Annotated in this window: 13 protein-coding genes and 1 other RNA gene; 1 reads left to right on the top strand and 13 read right to left on the bottom strand. The window is 36.2% G+C overall.

Going from position 1 to position 17,453, the window contains the following annotated elements; all coding sequences use genetic code 11:
- Positions 1 to 34: 34 nt before the first annotated feature.
- The 13 genes from FHY60_RS05895 to FHY60_RS05835 all read right to left on the bottom strand — a co-directional run bounded on the left by FHY60_RS05895 (position 35) and on the right by FHY60_RS05835 (position 16,148).
- Entirely contained in the window at positions 35 to 907 is an 873-nt protein-coding gene (locus FHY60_RS05895; RefSeq protein WP_139904091.1) for a carbohydrate ABC transporter permease, read from the bottom strand.
- A 16-nt stretch (positions 908 to 923) separates the two neighbouring features.
- Positions 924 to 1,805, bottom strand: a complete 882-nt coding sequence (locus FHY60_RS05890) for a carbohydrate ABC transporter permease (RefSeq protein ID WP_139904090.1) — start codon at positions 1,803 to 1,805, stop codon at positions 924 to 926.
- A gap of 69 nt (positions 1,806 to 1,874) precedes the next feature.
- Positions 1,875 to 3,191, bottom strand: a complete 1,317-nt coding sequence (locus FHY60_RS05885) for an ABC transporter substrate-binding protein (RefSeq protein WP_139904089.1) — start codon at positions 3,189 to 3,191, stop codon at positions 1,875 to 1,877.
- A gap of 176 nt (positions 3,192 to 3,367) precedes the next feature.
- Complete coding sequence (locus FHY60_RS05880; RefSeq protein ID WP_139904088.1) at positions 3,368 to 4,426, bottom strand: response regulator transcription factor; 1,059 nt, start codon at positions 4,424 to 4,426, stop codon at positions 3,368 to 3,370.
- Positions 4,404 to 6,179: a sensor histidine kinase gene (locus tag FHY60_RS05875; RefSeq protein ID WP_139904087.1), complete on the bottom strand. Its 1,776-nt coding sequence runs from the start codon at positions 6,177 to 6,179 to the stop codon at positions 4,404 to 4,406. Before FHY60_RS05875 ends, FHY60_RS05880 begins: the two co-directional genes overlap by 23 nt.
- A gap of 110 nt (positions 6,180 to 6,289) precedes the next feature.
- Positions 6,290 to 8,665 carry a GH36-type glycosyl hydrolase domain-containing protein gene (locus FHY60_RS05870; protein WP_139904086.1) on the bottom strand — a complete coding sequence of 792 codons (2,376 nt, stop codon included), beginning with the start codon at positions 8,663 to 8,665 and terminating at the stop codon, positions 6,290 to 6,292.
- A 451-nt stretch (positions 8,666 to 9,116) separates the two neighbouring features.
- An RNA gene (rnpB, locus tag FHY60_RS05865) (RNase P RNA component class A) lies at positions 9,117 to 9,456 on the bottom strand.
- Positions 9,457 to 9,531: 75 nt separating this feature from the next.
- Complete coding sequence (locus FHY60_RS05860) at positions 9,532 to 10,344, bottom strand: Nif3-like dinuclear metal center hexameric protein (protein ID WP_139904085.1); 813 nt, start codon at positions 10,342 to 10,344, stop codon at positions 9,532 to 9,534.
- Positions 10,335 to 11,024 carry a tRNA (adenine(22)-N(1))-methyltransferase gene (locus FHY60_RS05855; RefSeq protein ID WP_139904084.1) on the bottom strand — a complete coding sequence of 230 codons (690 nt, stop codon included), beginning with the start codon at positions 11,022 to 11,024 and terminating at the stop codon, positions 10,335 to 10,337. The genes FHY60_RS05860 and FHY60_RS05855 overlap by 10 nt, the downstream gene beginning before the upstream one ends.
- Before the next feature lie 17 nt (positions 11,025 to 11,041).
- On the bottom strand, positions 11,042 to 11,929 hold the full coding sequence (locus FHY60_RS05850; RefSeq protein ID WP_139904083.1) for a PH domain-containing protein: 888 nt from the start codon (positions 11,927 to 11,929) through the stop codon (positions 11,042 to 11,044).
- Positions 11,930 to 12,047: 118 nt separating this feature from the next.
- Positions 12,048 to 13,112, bottom strand: coding sequence for an RNA polymerase sigma factor RpoD (gene rpoD, locus FHY60_RS05845; protein ID WP_139904082.1), 1,065 nt, complete (start codon positions 13,110 to 13,112; stop codon positions 12,048 to 12,050).
- 22 nt (positions 13,113 to 13,134) lie between these two features.
- On the bottom strand, positions 13,135 to 14,907 hold the full coding sequence (gene dnaG, locus FHY60_RS05840) for a DNA primase (RefSeq protein WP_139904081.1): 1,773 nt from the start codon (positions 14,905 to 14,907) through the stop codon (positions 13,135 to 13,137).
- Between the two features lie 212 nt (positions 14,908 to 15,119).
- Positions 15,120 to 16,148, bottom strand: coding sequence for a deoxyguanosinetriphosphate triphosphohydrolase (locus FHY60_RS05835; RefSeq protein ID WP_139904080.1), 1,029 nt, complete (start codon positions 16,146 to 16,148; stop codon positions 15,120 to 15,122).
- 145 nt (positions 16,149 to 16,293) lie between these two features.
- Here FHY60_RS05835 and FHY60_RS05830 point away from each other — a divergent pair, with 145 nt between their 5' ends.
- Positions 16,294 to 17,358 carry a CotS family spore coat protein gene (locus FHY60_RS05830; RefSeq protein WP_139904079.1) on the top strand — a complete coding sequence of 355 codons (1,065 nt, stop codon included), beginning with the start codon at positions 16,294 to 16,296 and terminating at the stop codon, positions 17,356 to 17,358.
- The last annotated feature ends 95 nt before the right edge of the window (positions 17,359 to 17,453 follow it).

The raw sequence follows: 17,453 nt of genomic DNA, 5'->3' as shown, positions 1-17,453 counted from the left end.
CAATTTCCCCCAATTCATAGTTACTTATCTGTTCTTAACCTTTCACCGCACCTGCGGTCATACCATTTATCACCTGTTTCTGAAGTACAAGATATAATATGATTATTGGTATGGAAGATATCATTAAAGCTGCCATAAGTGAGGAATAATCGCTTGTATTGGCCCCAAGGAAGTTATATAACCCTAAAGGCAAAGTCTTTTTCGATTCATCGGTTATGAATATCAAAGCAAAGGAAAACTCTTTCCAGTTGTTTAAAAAGTTTAAAATTGCAACAGTAGCAATTGCCGGTGTTGACATAGGTAAAATAATTCTGAAAAATACTCTCGCAACTGAGCTTCCATCTATTATTGCCGCCTCTATAATCTCATCCGGAAAGGCTCTTATAAAGCTCTCAAGTATAAAAATCGTTGTTGGCAGTGCAAAGGCGGTATAGGACAAAATCAAGGACCAGGAAGTATTAAGAAGGTTAAAACTTCTCATCTGAATAAACAATGGTACTAATACCGATTGTAGTGGAATAAGCATTCCTATTATAAATATTGTATAAACAAATTTCTGAAATCTGAACTTAAATTTTGATAGTATAAAAGCTGCAGAAGCTCCAATCAAAATTGTAAGTATAATTGATACTGTAGATATATAGAAACTGTTAAAGAAATAGGTTCCTATTTTTGCAGTTTTCCATGCATTTACGTAGTTTTCAAAATGTAAGGTTTTAGGTAGTGCAAAGGTACTCATAGATATATCCGCATTGCTTTTAAATGAGGTATAAAACATCCAAATCAGAGGATAGAGGGTTGTCAAAGCAAATAGAAATAATATAAGGTACAACGCCACTCTAATAATTCTTTTTCTCAATAATAACAATAAACTGTTGTCTTTGGTTTTTGTAACTCTCGCTTCCATGTTTTCGTCCTCCTTTCTAAGCAACATTCTTTTTTTGGCTCATCAACAATCTGCTGACAAGTATAAAACTGAAGCTTATCACAAATATTACAAGGGATACTGCGCTTCCGTATCCGTATTTATAGACTGTGAAAGTTTTATTATACATATATGTGGCCATTAGCTCCGTTGAATGCGCCGGTCCTCCTCCGGTTAAAACAAATACCAGGTCAAAGGAACGCATGCTTCCTGCAATACAAAGTACCACTGCTGCAATTATTGTATCCCACATCATAGGAAGAGTAATTGAAAATAATTTTCTTAATTCACTGGCTCCATCGATATCTGCCGCTTCCATAATTTCCTCCGGTACATTTTGGAGCGCTGCCAAGAAAATAATCATATATAAGCCTATAAATTGCCAAATAACAACTCCGCTTACCGTATACATGGCATACTTAGGATCTCCCAGCCAATCCTTGGCTAGTTTTTCAAGTCCGATACTCTGCAGTACATGATTAAGTATACCAATCTGAGAGTTAAGAATTGTAGTCCATAGTAGTCCAACTACTACCGTTGATAAAATCATAGGCATAAAAAAGGCTGATCTGAAAAAACCAACACCTTTTAATTTTCTACTTAATACGATAGCAATAATAAGCCCAATTGGAATTTGTCCAAATATTGATGCTACTACAAGAAAAATATTATTTCTTAAAGATAACCAGAATACTTGATCTGTGAGTATTTCTTTAAAATTTTTCAGCCCTATATAAATTGGCTGGCCTAATCCATTCCAATTATAAAACCCGTAGAAGAAGGATCTGACAATAGGGTACATAACAAATACTGTGTAGAATAATAGTGCTGGAAGCAAACCTATAATAATAAACTTTTTATTTCTACGGATAATTTCCATATCTTCACTCCTTTAAATTTTATAAATAAAAGGGTTATTAAAAACCCTTTTATTTTAATTGCTATTTTTTTATTTTACTGCTGCCTGAAGCTTTTTAGCTAAGTCTTCAGGTGTCTGCTGGCCTATCATTACTGCCTGTAATCCATTGTTGATTATGTCTGCTTGTTCAGAGTTTAGTGCTGAGTCATAAACAGTTACAAGAGGATGTTTTGAAATCAGGTCAATCATCTTTGCATATATTGGATCAGCTGTTGCTTCATCTAAAGTAACAGTCTTAGAGGATACTGGGATATTATACTTTGTTAACGCCACTTGAGAGTCGCTGTTAGTAAGGAACTTAATTAAGTTACCTATAGCTTCCTTCTGTTCAGGAGTTGCCTTGGCATTTATTACAATACCTGTGCTGCTTACTCCGGTCATTACATTTGGATCACCCTTACCTCCAGGAATAGCAGGTAAAATACCTATTTCTATATTTTTCTTAACCTCTTCCGATGCTTTTTCAATCATATCCGGTACAATCCATGATCCACTGATTACCATAGCAGCCTGGCCTTTATAGAAATAGTCTCTCATCTGAACATCATCAATACTGTTATAGTCTTTATTAAATGCTCCCAAATCAGTTAATTCCTTAAGCTTGTTAAGAGAATCTATGAATTGAGGATCAGTGAACTGAGCACCATTCTTAGCCAATACATTATCCAGCCATTCGCTTCCGGTATTTCTGTTTGCAAGTAAGCTGAAAATAGTTGATTGAACCGGCCATAATGCCTTATTTCCAAGAGCTATTGGAATAATTCCGTTTTTACTGAAGGTCTTAATAGCTTCCTTAAGTTCATCGTAGCTCTGTGGAAAAGAAACTCCATACTTATCAAATATAGCTTTATTGTAAAATATCATAGAAGTAGGAGTTATTCCAAGTCCTGCTGAATAGGTCTTTCCATTTACAGTGAACTCATCTAAAGCTCTTGGGTTAAGGCTGTTCTTCCATTCAGGATCATTATCCAAAATATCATTTATATCTGCCAATAGATTTGCTTCTGCAAATTCCTTAGTCATTGCATTTGGCCATAGTAAAAATGCATCCGGTAATTGTCCTGCTGCTGCTTGAGTCTTTAGCTTTGTCTGGTATTGATCTCTTGGCATCTTCTGTTCATCGATTTCATAGTTGGGATATTTAGCTCTGAACTCGTTCATTCTATCTTCCATAAACTTTGCACGTTGATCTGCACCTACGAATGAGTGCCATAGTGTAATTTTAACTTTCTTGTCTGCTGTTCCTCCTGTATTAGTTCCTTCATCTGTCTTATTATTTTTAGCACATCCTACAGCACCGATTGCCATACTAACTGCTAGTACTAAAGTTACTAAACGTTTTCTCATTGTTTATTCCCCCTGTAATTTTAGTTCGGTATAACACATAATAATTGAAACGTTTGCTTTTTTTATATTGTAGCGCGCTCCTTACAGATTTTATTATAGTGCTTCAGCCTATATTAATGAATCCAGAAAACTTTGATTGTATCTAAAATTCTTCGAACATAGGGTTCTCATTAACTTTACAGTTCACTGTATTGAGTAGGTGAAACACCTACAAGCTTTTTGAAAACGCTGCTGAAATACTTGTAATCACTGTATCCAACCATATCCGAAACCTCATATACCTTATATAAGTGTTTAGATAACAACTCCTTAGCTTTCTCTATACGGATTCTGTTTAGGTAGTCCGTGAAACTCTCCTTCTTCATTTTCTTAAAAATATGGCTGAAGTAGTTTGGGCTGAGATAAACTACTTCAGCCACTTTTTGAACAGATAATTTCTCATTGAAGTGTTCCTCCATATACTCCACTGCTTTCTTTATTACAAGTCTGTAACTATCTCCTTTTTTATCTTCTGCAAATCCCACAAGGTTTTCAGTAAAGTCATTAATCCAGTTTTTCAGTTCCTGTTGTTTTGTAAAGTTTAACAGTTCAATAAAGGAGTTTAAATATTCTTCCCTAAGCTCATCGTTTATTTTAAGTCCACTCTTTTCCATGGCATGCATTACCGACTCCACTATCTCAAAATACAGTCTGTGAATTTGCTCCGTAGATACCTTCTGCAGTGTGAGATTTTCAGTAATAGCATCCAAAATAGAAATTGCAGTAGCTTTGTCCCTTCCCTGTACTGCAGCTACATACTTCTCAATTTCCACTTCTATATCTTTTCTTAATTGAATGTGACTAAGATCCTCATTAATTTCCCCCTTCAATTCATTTTCCAGCCTTTTTATAACCTTCTGTAGCTCCTCTGCATTTACAGGCTTAAGAATATAGTCTTCTGCGCCATGTCTTATAGCCTGCTGTGCATAGGCAAACTCATCATATCCACTTAAAATCACTACTTTAATCTTGTAGCCTTCCTTCCTAATGCTTTGCAGAAGCTCTATGCCATTCATCTTTGGCATCCTGATATCCGTTAAAACTATATGTGGCTTCTTCTCCCTCACAATTTCCAAAGCCGTCAAACCATTTCCGGCTGATCCAACAACTTCAATGCCCATCTCCTTCCATGGCATTGTATTAACAAGCCCCTCCCTGATCATCTTTTCATCATCAACTATTAATAGTTTTATCATCTGGTTCTGTACCTCCTATACCTGATACTTTCGGAAATCTTATTTCAACTACTGTTCCTACATCCTTTTGACTGAATACTTTAATTCCATATTGTTCACCGAAATATAACTTTATTCTCTCATTTACATTCTTTAACCCATAGCCCTTTTTTTCTTCGAATTCACCTTGGAGAATTTCAGCTGCCCTCTCTTCATCCATTCCCGCACCATTATCCGCAACTTCGATTACAACCTCAGCTCCTTCCAGCCTTCCACTAACGAGAATTCTACCCCTCTCCTCAAGATCAGCAATACCATGAATCAGTGCATTTTCCACCAGGGGCTGCAGCAATAATTTTATTGTTTTGAATTTATAAAGTTCCGAAGGAATATTTATTTCAATTTTAGGTTCCTCATCATACCTTACCTTCTGAATTATAAGGTAATTCTGCAGATGTTCTATTTCTTTCCCTATGGTTGTTATCTCACTCCCACGGTTTAGCCCGAGTCTAAAAAGCTTTGCAAGAGCATTCACAATCTCCCCGGTTTTAGGTGCATTCTCCATACGTGATGTCCAATAAATAACATCCAGCGTATTATATAAAAAGTGAGGATTTATTTGAGCCTGCAGGGCTCTTAACTGCGCTTCCTTTCTGATAATCTGATTCTTATAAACTTCTTCAATCAGAGTTTTCAGTTCACTTATCATCCTATTGAAGCTCTGCCCAAGAATACCTATCTCATCTTTTCTGTCCACATTTATAACTACATCCAAATCCCCTTCTTCCACCTTCTTCATCAATCTGGTAAGTTTTTTAATGGGATATGTAATCTTCTTTGCAACAAAATAAGAGATAATCAACGCCAGAAAAGATCCGGTCATTATAAGTACATTCTTTAACCTGCGAGCCAATTGAACTTCTTTCAATAATTCATTGAAGGGTACCATTCCAATAAATATGATTTCTCCATCCTTGGAAGTATAGTAAGTAATAAGCGTGTCGACACCATCGATATTTTCATGATAATAGCCTTCATCTTCCTTGAATAGATAGCTGAAGTATGATTCATCCTTTATATTCTTTCTAAGCTCAGATTTATCTGAATGCAATACTACATAACCCTCCTTATTTATCATAAAAATATAGCCGGTATCGCCAAGTTTAATTTGCTTATAAATGTTATTGACCTCTTCTTCATTAACATCAATTCTTAAATATCCAAGCTTTCTGGAAAAATTATTAATATCATTAATTTGACGGTAAAAGGAGATAATATACCTCTCACCCATAGATTGATAATTTCTTTTGTAAACTGGTGTTATGAGAAAGTTTCCATCTTTAGGAATCCTTTTCTCTATGTCTTTCAGCATAGTATCTTCCTGTACTTGGGAAGGCCCTGCAGTCTCAAAGTTCAATCCATTTTCTCCATAGATATTTATAGAGAAAATATATCTTTTAGAATTGGTCAAGTTTGCAAATTCCTCATTAAGAGTCAGTAAGGTATCTGCTATTTTGTCTAAGTCGTTTATGTCCATTCTGCAGTAATTTCTTATATTCTTATTAGCCACTACGAAAAGAGATATATCTTGTATATCTCCCCAAATATAATCTAAATTCTTATTGATCTGTTTCAAAGTCTCTACCGTTGACTCACTGACACGAAGTTCAACGGTTTTTTTCGTTTGATAGCTTGAGATCTCACCAATCACTACTAAAATTACTGTTACCACTATAGTAAAATACAGCATCAGTTCCGTTCTCAGATTCTTCATATACTCACCCCTTAGTTTAAGTAACTTACATTACATCGTACTGAGCAAACTTTTAGAAAAAACTATGAAGAGGGATACATTATCGTTCCCCTCTTCATAGTCTCTTATGCTTATGGCATTTTTACCAACACCTTATATTCTTCCCCAGCTTTCAAATCTCTTATGATACCATCTTCGATAAAAATACCATTTACATATACTTCTTTTTTACTAACCATAGCATCTCTCTTAATGTCCACATTAAAGTTTGCCCCTCTGAAAACACGGCTTACGGAAGCTTCCTGCCAGTGAGATGGAAGCTGAGGATTTATTCGAAGTCCGGATATATCTCCCTGTAATCCAAATAAACCATCTATAAGACAGCGATAGTACCAAGAAACTGTACCTGTATTAAATAAATGGCTTGATCGCCCGGCTGTACGAGGAAACTGTCTGTATGCACCACGATAATAATTTGGTATGAAAACAGGAAGTTGTCCCCTTCTGATAATATCATCAAGATCGGGTCCGGGAAGCATTTTTCTAAGGAGTCGGTAGGCATTATCTTTTTCTCCTACTGAATAAAGAGCAAAGATATAAAATGCCACAGCATGATTGTATACAGCTCCATTTTCCGCTGTCCCGGGATGTTTCTGAGTTACTCTTCCCACATCCTCACGCATTGCTGTATAGGAAGGGGCCAGTTTTTCAATTCCAAAGGGGGTTTCAAGTTGTTCGGTAACAGCCTTCATCAGTTTCTCTTTTTTTACTTCATCAGCTGCACCACAGAGTAGTGCCCACCCTTGGGGATTAATGAAGATTCTGCCTTCCTTATCTTTGCTGATACCGAATACCACATTATCGTCTGTTATTCCACGAGCGTACCACTCTCCGTCCCATAAATATTTATTAATAGCCTCATTGGATTTACGAGCCTCCATACGAAATTCTTCGCTTTTCTCTTTTTCCTTGATCTTCTCACAAATATCAGCCCAGATTAAAAATGCATAGGCTGAAGCCATAGTCAACCATCCGGAAACTCCCTTTCCCTTGTAACCAACCATATTCATAGGATCGCACCAGTCACCCTCTTTGATGTAATTGAGTCCCCGTTCATCCCTATCCTTGAGAAGCCAGTACATTGCCCTGTTTATATGTTCAAAAACCGTTGCACTTTTTTTCCCTTCTGTAAAAGGAACTATTTCCTTCAATATTTCATAATCATTGGTTTCATCCAAGTAAGCACTGAGGCAGATCGGCAGCCATACACAATGATCGGAATGGGGTACCTGGTTTATATACTTTAACTCAGCGCCTTCCGTCAGAAGTATTCCGTCCGGCATTGATCCGTTTTCACTCTGCTGGCTTAAGGCAAACAGAAAGGCGGCTCTTGCAATCTGTGGTTTAATATAGCTCATTCCCATATTGTCCTGAAGATAATTTCTGGTCTGAGGATCTGTAGTAAGACGATTAGTTATACCATGGTAATACATTTGCCTAGGCAGCCAATGATTAACAAAGTTGTCCAAATCAGCATCCGGTGTTTTTATGTTGATGCAACCTTTGCCTCCTGCTATATATCGATCATATTCGATTTTAGCTAATTTAAAGCCATCCTCACCCTTTTCGTTGACATTCAGAAAGTACTTCTGACGTAGGCTTAAAATTTCTTCTTCATTTTTGGCAGCCCCAAATATGAATCTGTATTCCCGCTCTTCACCGGGATCCATATCAACTCTATATTGAAATACCGCTACTGGCATTTCATATCTGGAATCTCCTTTTGATAGCTCTTCCCGTTGTATTCCCGTTGGCAGTGTAATTCCGCCCTCCCCCTCAAAGGCTTCAGAACTTACTTCCCAGGACAGAGGTTTCCTGTCTGCCAGTAGAAATGTTTTATCACTGAAATTTTTAATCTTATAATAATCCTTATATTTTTGGTATGGAGAAATAGAAGTACATACAATGGCCTGCAAATATTCCTTGTATTCACCGGATTGATTCATCCATGACATATACCCCACTGTAAAGTATGGGTAAATGCTTAATCTTCTTTTGTTGTGTGATAGGTTTTTCACTTTGACATTCCAAAGTTCCATGGAATCATTTTTAGGCAGACTCAAGCACATTTCTATAAGAACATTGTTGCTTTCAACTTGCCAAATAATATTGCTTTTTCCCACTGCAAATTTGAAATTATCTGGCATAACCCTTACCGGTTCATAAGGAGCCGAGAATATATGTCCGCTTTTCTCATCTTTGACATATACAAAACGGCCGGGATGATGTGCATAGTAAGGCTGTTCCGGCTGCATAAAAGTTACAGCTTCCAAATTTGGAGCATGTGAGTACTTTGATGGTTCCGGCTGCATAAACTGAGCCACTGCATAACCACGGCAGTTTACATGTATCATCATCTTTTCATTCCACAAGAATCCTGAAGCCTTAGGAATACTGGTAGGACTGGTCAGTTCGTAGTATTCATTGTTTTCAGTTGGTCTAATCATTTTTCTCCTCCTCTTGGTAAACCTTAATGAATCCCTATTTTATCTTAATTAATATAAACTTATTAGCAATATTCATACTAATTCTATATTAAAACGTTTATATGCTTAAATCTATCCAATTTTCTACGGAATAATCTAATATTCTAACAGGATTTAGGCAAGACTCAGAGTTGAAAATACATTAGTCATTTTAGCACAAAAGTCCTTCTTTTTCTTTTTAATTTCATTATATTAACTTATTTTTATGTAAATGAAAGGCATGTATACATCCATTTTAGCATATTATATCTGGCACTAACTAGGTATAACCTTTGGCACTATGGTTAAGATCATAAGAATTGAATATTTATGTATTGAAACACTTTCAAATTGTTCTTCTGTTTGTGAACATTACAAAAACACTTCTATATGAAGAAAACTTAGTGCTGTTATGCACTAAGTTTCCACATCATATGCGACTAAGTCTATAAGCCGAGTTCTGTATTTGACAGTCATCTATCTAGGCCTGCTGTTACCAGACAGGCTCCAGCGACGCACCCGGAGACGGGACGGGCCACCCCATGTGTCTCCCTATTCGGTCTTGCTTCAGGTGGGGTTTACATAGCCGCAAAGTCGCCAATGCGCTGGTGAGCTCTTACCTCGCCTTTCCACCCTTACCGTATAAACGGCGGTATATCTCTGTTGCACTTTCCTTAGAGTCGCCTCCACTGGGAGTTACCCAGCACCCTGCCCTGTGAAGCTCGGACTTTCCTCTCCCCGGTTTACCGGGCAGCGACTGTCTGACTTACTCGCAAGAAATATATTATCATAGAAATTTAATTAAAGCAAATAGTAATTTTAGACAAGCTATATTTTATTTTAAATTTTTAATAAGCCTTATAAGGGTCAAAGTTTTTTTCTGATATCACTATGGGTAAATCAATTGAATTTGCCTTCAAAAGCACCTTCAGATTTTCTGCAAAGAGCATCATAGCCGGCCATTCTGTGCCGTAGTGCCCCGCATCTATTACAGCAATGCCCTCTTCGTATAAATCGCTGACATAGTGATAGGTTGTATCTCCACTAATAATGCAATCTGCTCCAAGCCTTGTAGCCAGATTAAAATAATCCTGGCCGCTGCCATTGATAACTGCAACCTTATTGACCTGCCAGTTTTTTTCTCCGGTGTATCTTATAAAAGAAAGCTTTAGCGCTTCTTTTACTTTGCCGCAGAGTGCCTCCAAAGTCATAGGTTCCTGAAGCTCTACAAGCCTTCCTAGGCCGTCCTCACTGCCAGCCTTAGGATTATTGCTCTTCTCCATTACTGCCCCTCTGTCAAAGCCTAAAAGCTTAATTAGAAGGTCATTCATACCGTTGGCTTTCACATCCAAGTTCGTGTGGCTGGCATAGATATTTATATTGTTTTTTATGGCCATTCTAATCTTTCTACCCAATAGGGTGTCTTCTGTCACAGTGGCAGCCTTTCTGAAAAGCAGTGGATGGTGGCTGATTATCAGTTCACACTTATTCTGAGCTGCTTCCTTTATAACTTCCAAAGTGGTATCTAAGGATACAAGTATAGATGATATTTCCGCCTCCCTATCGCCCACCATAAGACCTACATTGTCATAGTCCTCTTTAAATTCCTTTGGGGCAAAATTTTCGATTACATTTATTATTTCTGATAATTTTACAGACATGCCATTATCTCCTTCAATTTTATATTATGTCTGATTAAATCCTCTTTTCTTCTACTCGCAGCCTCAGTATCTTCATTAATATTTTCTACAATTATATTATTCTTATTTATTTTATGTAAAATGTATTCCTGAAGCAGAGGATGTCTTTTTTTCAACAAAAAAGGACTTATTTCATAATAAATATCTTCAAGGGTCCTCTTTTTTCCATCATAGCGAGCCTTGATTATCTCATAGTACTTTCCTTCATCAAAGCAAAGGTCCTCACTTAGGATTTCATATCCATTTTCATATAAGTACTTTCTAAGGATCTCCACATGCTGCACCGGCTGAAGAATAAGGGCCTGCATTTTCTGTGCCACCTCAGCACTTTCCTCCAGTATGGAAATTATTAAATGTCCTCCCATACCCGCTATAACTGCAGTATCCACTTCACCGGGCACAATAGTTTTAAGTCCTCCCCCTAATCTGCATTGAATCTTATCCTCTAAGCCATATAATTTCACATTCTTTTCCGCCTTTTGCACCGGTCCCTTATTGATGTCCGATGCTATTGCAGTATCACATATTCCCTTTTTCACAAGAAAAATAGGTATATACCCATGATCGGTACCTATATCCGCCATGGAGTTACACCTATGTACCATATTAGCTATCTTCATTAATCTATCACTTATATTCATTATATCACCATTCGTTTCTAAAACCCAAAAGTAAATAGTATTTTCAGTTGTAGGAAAAAGAATACTAAAGTTACAGCCAAGCTTATATATAAATACCTATAAGCCGTCTTCCTATCATATTTTGCACAGAAATAAGCGGCATAATACATACAAAACAGTATTATCATGTTTAGTACCCCATAGGCCATTTGTTTAAAGGCAAATTGTTTACCGGTACCCTGCTGAAGACTCCTAAAAGATTCATCGAAGTTTAAGGGCATAGTTTCCGGCAAGTAGCCTTTGAGATACAATATAAAAGGAATCAAAATCATAAGTACTATAAGAATTGAAATAATAGAAAAAGGGATTAGAAACTTCTTATCTTTATGCAATTCCACTTTAGACTTTTCAACGTATTCTTCAATAGTGTCAGGTATTTCGCACTCCATTAGTATTCTCTTTACTTCACTATCATCCTCTGGAGAAATAGCATAACATATTTCTTCAGTTTTTAAATATAAAATATTGTTATTTGATGTTACAAACATATAGGTTGTACCAATTTTGTCTATAATATTTCTGCCGAAGGAGAACTTATCATTGCCTACACCGGACAGCTTTATGCCGTGTATATTACCGGAAGCCTTCATATATCCTTTGATCTTACTTAAATCCAAACTCACCTTTCGGAGATTACAGAAATAGCTTATTATCAGTTTATTATCTTTTAGTTTGTAGCTTAATGTTAAACTCATAATAAAATAGTATAAATAATAAATGTTAACCATACTTATCATAACAATTAAAATTACATACAAGAGATATGTATTAACCAGTTTAAATATTACTCCCATAAAGGCATTGGTAAGCAGTGTAATTAGTAACATATATATGGAGGCCATCCCCCTAAGTGGCTTTAATATCATACTAACATCCCCTCCGATACATAATTATACCACAAGTGGGCTTTATGTAACAATATAAAATGCTAACCCCTAGGGGTTAGCATTTTATCAAAGATATCTTCTTTATTAACAGTGAAACTTAATCAAGATAATCCTTCAGCTTCTTACTCCTGCTTGGATGTCTAAGTTTTCTTAAAGCCTTAGCTTCTATCTGTCTGATTCTTTCTCTTGTAACATTAAACTCCTTACCTACCTCTTCCAGAGTTCTGGCTCTTCCATCATCAAGTCCGAATCTCAGTCTCAATACTTTTTCTTCTCTGGGTGTTAAGGTATCCAATACATTGATAAGCTGTTCTTTCAGCATTGTAAAGGCAGCAGCCTCGGCAGGAGCTGGTGCATCATCGTCAGGAATAAAATCGCCTAAATGGCTGTCTTCTTCTTCACCTATTGGGGTTTCCAAAGATACAGGTTCCTGAGCAATCTTCATAATTTCACGTACCTTATCCACAGGCATTTCCATGATCTTTGCAACTTCTTCCGGTGATGGCTCTCTGCCCAATTCTTGAAGGAGCTGTCTTGATACCCTTATAAGCTTATTTATTGTTTCAACCATATGAACAGGTATTCTGATGGTTCTTGCCTGATCTGCTATGGCTCTGGTAATGGCCTGCCTTATCCACCAAGTAGCATAAGTACTGAACTTAAAGCCCTTTCTGAAATCGAATTTCTCTACAGCCTTTATAAGTCCAAGGTTACCTTCCTGTATTAAATCCAGGAATAACATTCCTCTTCCAACATATCTTTTAGCTATACTTACAACCAATCTAAGGTTTGCTTCAGCTAATTTCTTTTTTGCAACAGGATCACCATCTTCGATTCTGTGTGCCAAAGCTATCTCTTCATCGGGAGATAGCAACGGAACCTTTCCTATCTCCTTTAGATACATTCTTACCGGATCATCGATTGCTATCCCTTCCGGAATCGATAAATCGAGGTCCTCCTCGGTCACCTCAATATCACTCATATCACCAATAATATCTATGCCCATGGATTCAAGAACTTCATATATCTTCTCGATTTGCTCAGGATTTAAATCTATTTCATCCAGTTCATCCATGATTTCTTTGTAAGTTAGCGTTCCACTCTTTTTCCCCTTATCGATGAGTCTTTTCACAACAGCCATTTTAGCATCTTTATCTTTCATAATGTAACCTCCTTCCGCAGAACTACGACCTTTCCACTTCTCTTTTGATTTCCATTAGTCTTTGTGCAAGCTTAAGAGACTCTTCTATCAAGCCTTTGGCTTCACATTCGCTAATCTTTGCCTTAATTTGCTTCTTTAAGTTTTCCAATTGATATCTTTTGATTTCATTTATATAATCTATTATAAGTTGCTTATTTTCATAATCATCCTTCAATAACTCCAAGTTATTAATTTCAACCCATTCCTTTGAACTTTCTACATCGTCACATCTATCTTCTACATATCTCGCTTTATCTATATTCTCCAGATATTTTGATTCTAACAGCAGCTTATATATTTTCTTATGGCCATTTAATATAAACATTTCTTCACTTAGATTTTGTTTAATGAATTCAAAGCACTCTTCGTCAACATGCATCAGCTTTAGCAGAATCCTTTCCGCCTTAATATGAGCCGGTTCTACATATAATTTTTGTCCAAAAGCAGGCATACTATTCATTGTATATGCTGCTTCATTGCTTTTACTAAGTTCTCCTTTAAGTAAATCATAAATAGCCTGTTCTTTAATCCCAGTTTGCTGAGATATTTTACTTATATAGACATCCTTTTCTACTGGATTTAGATCTGCCAGTGATTCCGTTACCTTTTTCACATATTTAATCACTTCTTCACTGTCATTGAAATTTAGGCCTTCCGCAGCCTTTTTTATTTTGTAGTCCATTAAGGGCAGTGCATTTTCCACTAACCTCAAAAAGGCTTCCTTTCCATTTGCTCTTATGAACTCATCCGGATCCTTTCCGGAAGGTACAGTTAACACTTTTACGTCAAACCCTTCTTTTCTTAAAATCTCCAAACCTCTTATGGTTGCTGCTTGACCTGCTGCATCCGCATCATATGAGATTACTATTTTGTCCCCATACCTTTTTAATAACTTCGCCTGTTGAACAGTAAGAGCTGTTCCCAATGACGCAACAGCGTTAGTAATGCCATGCTGATGCAGAGAAATGCAATCCATGTAGCCTTCAACAATTATAAACGTTCTGTTATTATTGTGTTTCAGTGCAAAATTGAGTCCGTATAAGTTCGTACCTTTTTGAAATATTAAACTTTCAGGAGAGTTGAGGTACTTTGGTTTTGAATCGTCAAGAACTCTTCCCCCAAAGCCTATGACCTTCCCTCTGTAGTCGAATACCGGAAACATAACTCTGTTTCTGAACCTGTCGTATATATTTCCCTTCTCGCTCTTAATTACCAGGCCTACATTCAGCATATCCAGCTCTGAAAAACCTTTTCTTTTTAAAGCATTCATCAAGTCATGCCATGAGTCCGGTGCAAACCCCAACCCAAATCTTTTAACTGTGCTTACAGATATTCCTCTGGCAGAGAAGTATTCCTGTGATTTTTTACTCCTTAATAAATTACTGTAAAAAAATCTTGCTGCCTCAACATTTACACTATAGAGCCTCTCTTTTTGATCTTCTAAAACTCTGGTTTTATAATCATCATACTCAATAGTTATATTTGCTCTATTGGCTAAATATTTGACAGCTTCAACAAAATCAATGTTTCGGTTTTTCATAACAAAGGTAAAAACATTACCGCTTTCACCACAACCAAAGCATTTATATATTTGCTTATCAACAGAAACACTAAAAGACGGAGACTTTTCTCGATGAAAAGGACATAATCCCATATAGTTTCTTCCTGCTCGCTTTAGCTTTACAACCTCAGAAATCACGTCCACTACGTCATTTTCCTCTTTTACCCTTTGGATTATTTCATCTGATATTCTCAATGAAACATTCCCACCTATCTTTTTGAAATTAGGAATTTTTCCACAAGTTCTTATATATTCGACACAATAAATCAAAATCCTTCTTAAAAATATTAATAATTTATTTTTAATTTAATTTTTTATCTGGTTATTTATCCAAATTTTTTAAAAAATATCAGAATACCGCACAAACAATATTTTACCCACTAAATACTATAAAATATTCCTAATTTTTAGTATATAACTAACTTTGGTACATATATATCATTAAATACGTATAGGCAATAGTCATCGCTCATGCCGGAAATATAATCTGCTACCCCTTGATGAAGGCCTTCAGCTTCAGCTATAGACCTATAAAACCCAGGTAGCTTATCCGGATTTTTATAAAAATACTCATATACCTGAGACAAAACAAACTTTGCCTTATCCCTTTCCACTTTTAAAATGGCGCCTTTATATATATATTCAAACATGAAGTGTCTTAATTCCGTTAATTCTTTTTCTATACAACTGCTTAAAGATACCTCTGGCTTATCTGCGTCTATATTCTTCAAGGTGGTAAAAATACAATCCTTTACCAAGGTATCAATTCTTTCACCATGGCTCTTGCCAAGGTTCTTAATAACTGAGGTTGGAATATCTTCTAATTTTAACAGTCCAGCACGTATAGAATCGTCGATATCATGGTTAACATAAGCTATTTTGTCACTGTACTTGACAACCTGCCCTTCCAAAGTATAGGCCTTAGGTGCATTTAGCGAAAAACCACTGTGGCGTAAAATGCCGTCTAAAACCTCAGGAGTTAAGTTTAGCCCCTTTCCCCCTTTTTCCAGCCGTCTAAGCACTCTAACGCTGTTTTCACTGTGCCTAAATCCATTGGGAAGTAGACTGTTTAGAACTTCTTCTCCGTTATGCGCAAAGGCCACATGACCAATATCATGCCCAAGGGCAATAGCTTCTATAAGGTCCTCGTTGAGCCCAATACCTCGCCCAATGGTCTTTGCTATCTGTGCCACTTCTAAGGTATGGGTTAGTCTGGTTCTGTAATGGTCTCCCCAAGTTTTTATATATACTTGAGTTTTATGCTTCAATCTCCTGAAAGCTTTACTGTGAATTATCCTGTCCCTATCAACCATGTAAGCAGTTCTAACACTATCCTTTTCTTCAAAGGTTTCTCTATTTCCACATTTAGAAGACAGCCAAGCAAACTTGTTGTATGCAAGTTCTTCTGACCTCTCTATCCTTTCCCTTATATCCATTAAACCACCTCAATTGAATATTCTATAAAAAGCCTAAAACTCCTCTTTTTTAGTAAAATATATAAACATTTTTATGTAGTATATGTATATTAGAAGATTTTAAATAATATCTTAGTAATATAATTGTTTACTAGGGGGTAATTCCATGCCTTACGAAGCTAAATTGTATAAGGTGAACGATTTATCTGAAGGCACATTAAAGAAAACTGTACTTCCCCACTATGCTATGGAGAATGCTAAAATTGAACAGATAAAGTTTAAGGATACAGACAAGCAAAGAGCAGTCTATAGAGTTGAATATAATAATGAAGTGTTTTGCCTAAAAAAGGTTTACTTTGGTGTACAAGACTTGCTTTTTGTATATTCAGCTATAGAATGGCTTTACAGAAATAAAATCAATGTCCCGCGGCTGCTTCCCACTAGAGAAAAAGGGAGATTTGTTCAATATAACAATATGTTGTTTATTCTTACACCATGGATTGATGGCATCAAATGCAGCTATGACAATATAGATCACATAATGGCTTCAATTTCATACTTAGCGGATATGCACAACTGTTCCGAGGACTTCACACCTGTGTTTGGCAGTAGTAACAGAGGCGGCTTTGAAAATCTGGCTAATTCACTTCAAAAGCACTTTAATCAACTTTTGAATTGCTCTAATCTAGCTTTTAAGTATAAGGATGGCTTTTCAAAAACCTATCTAAATAATTTTGAAGAAAATATTGAGCTTGCTGAGTTGTCAGCTAGGGTTTCAGCTTCCATAGATAAAAAAAATTTAAAAACTTCACTATGTCATTTAGATTATGTCAACAAAAATATAATATTCGACAACGATACCAGGATTTGGATTATAGATTTTGATAAATGCAAGATGGATTATTGTGTGCATGATATATCCTACTTTTTAAGAAGACTACTTAAACGGGATAATACAAAGTGGAATATACAAACTGCAATTAATGCCTTAAAAGTCTATGAAGAAAAACGGCCACTGAACCTAGATGAATACAGGTATATTTTGGCCTATCTGTCTTTTCCCCAGAAGTATTGGAAAATATCCAGAGATTATTATAATAATATCTCTAAGTGCAACAAGAGCTCTTTTCAGACCTTAATTAGCAAAGCAGTAGAAAAGACTGAATTCCACGCTCAATTTATCGGTGAATTTAAGCAGTACATAGAAGATAAATTCAAAACCAAACTTTAGTTTAATTAATAATCGTTCATTATTCATAAAAAGAGTACTATCTCTTAAATTAATAAGAGATAGTACCCATACTTTTATCACACTGAATAAGCTGA

The organism is Clostridium thermarum (assembly GCF_006351925.1).
Taxonomy (GTDB): domain Bacteria; phylum Bacillota; class Clostridia; order Clostridiales; family Clostridiaceae; genus Clostridium_AU; species Clostridium_AU thermarum.
This window is presented reverse-complemented; position numbering and strand designations above follow the sequence as displayed.

What these genes read in the sequence shown, in the direction of transcription:
- FHY60_RS05880 (WP_139904088.1), bottom strand. Translation starts at nt 4,426, where the DNA reads ATGATAAAACTATTAATAGTTGATGATGAAAAGATGATCAGGGAGGGG.
- FHY60_RS05855 (WP_139904084.1), bottom strand. Translation starts at nt 11,024, where the DNA reads ATGAATATAAGTGATAGATTAATGAAGATAGCTAATATGGTACATAGG.
- rpoD (WP_139904082.1), bottom strand. Translation starts at nt 13,112, where the DNA reads ATGAAAGATAAAGATGCTAAAATGGCTGTTGTGAAAAGACTCATCGAT.
- FHY60_RS05890 (WP_139904090.1), bottom strand. Translation starts at nt 1,805, where the DNA reads ATGGAAATTATCCGTAGAAATAAAAAGTTTATTATTATAGGTTTGCTT.
- FHY60_RS05830 (WP_139904079.1), top strand. Translation starts at nt 16,294, where the DNA reads ATGCCTTACGAAGCTAAATTGTATAAGGTGAACGATTTATCTGAAGGC.
- FHY60_RS05895 (WP_139904091.1), bottom strand. Translation starts at nt 907, where the DNA reads ATGGAAGCGAGAGTTACAAAAACCAAAGACAACAGTTTATTGTTATTA.
- FHY60_RS05860 (WP_139904085.1), bottom strand. Translation starts at nt 10,344, where the DNA reads ATGTCTGTAAAATTATCAGAAATAATAAATGTAATCGAAAATTTTGCC.
- FHY60_RS05835 (WP_139904080.1), bottom strand. Translation starts at nt 16,148, where the DNA reads ATGGATATAAGGGAAAGGATAGAGAGGTCAGAAGAACTTGCATACAAC.
- FHY60_RS05870 (WP_139904086.1), bottom strand. Translation starts at nt 8,665, where the DNA reads ATGATTAGACCAACTGAAAACAATGAATACTACGAACTGACCAGTCCT.
- FHY60_RS05875 (WP_139904087.1), bottom strand. Translation starts at nt 6,179, where the DNA reads ATGAAGAATCTGAGAACGGAACTGATGCTGTATTTTACTATAGTGGTA.
- FHY60_RS05885 (WP_139904089.1), bottom strand. Translation starts at nt 3,191, where the DNA reads ATGAGAAAACGTTTAGTAACTTTAGTACTAGCAGTTAGTATGGCAATC.
- FHY60_RS05850 (WP_139904083.1), bottom strand. Translation starts at nt 11,929, where the DNA reads ATGATATTAAAGCCACTTAGGGGGATGGCCTCCATATATATGTTACTA.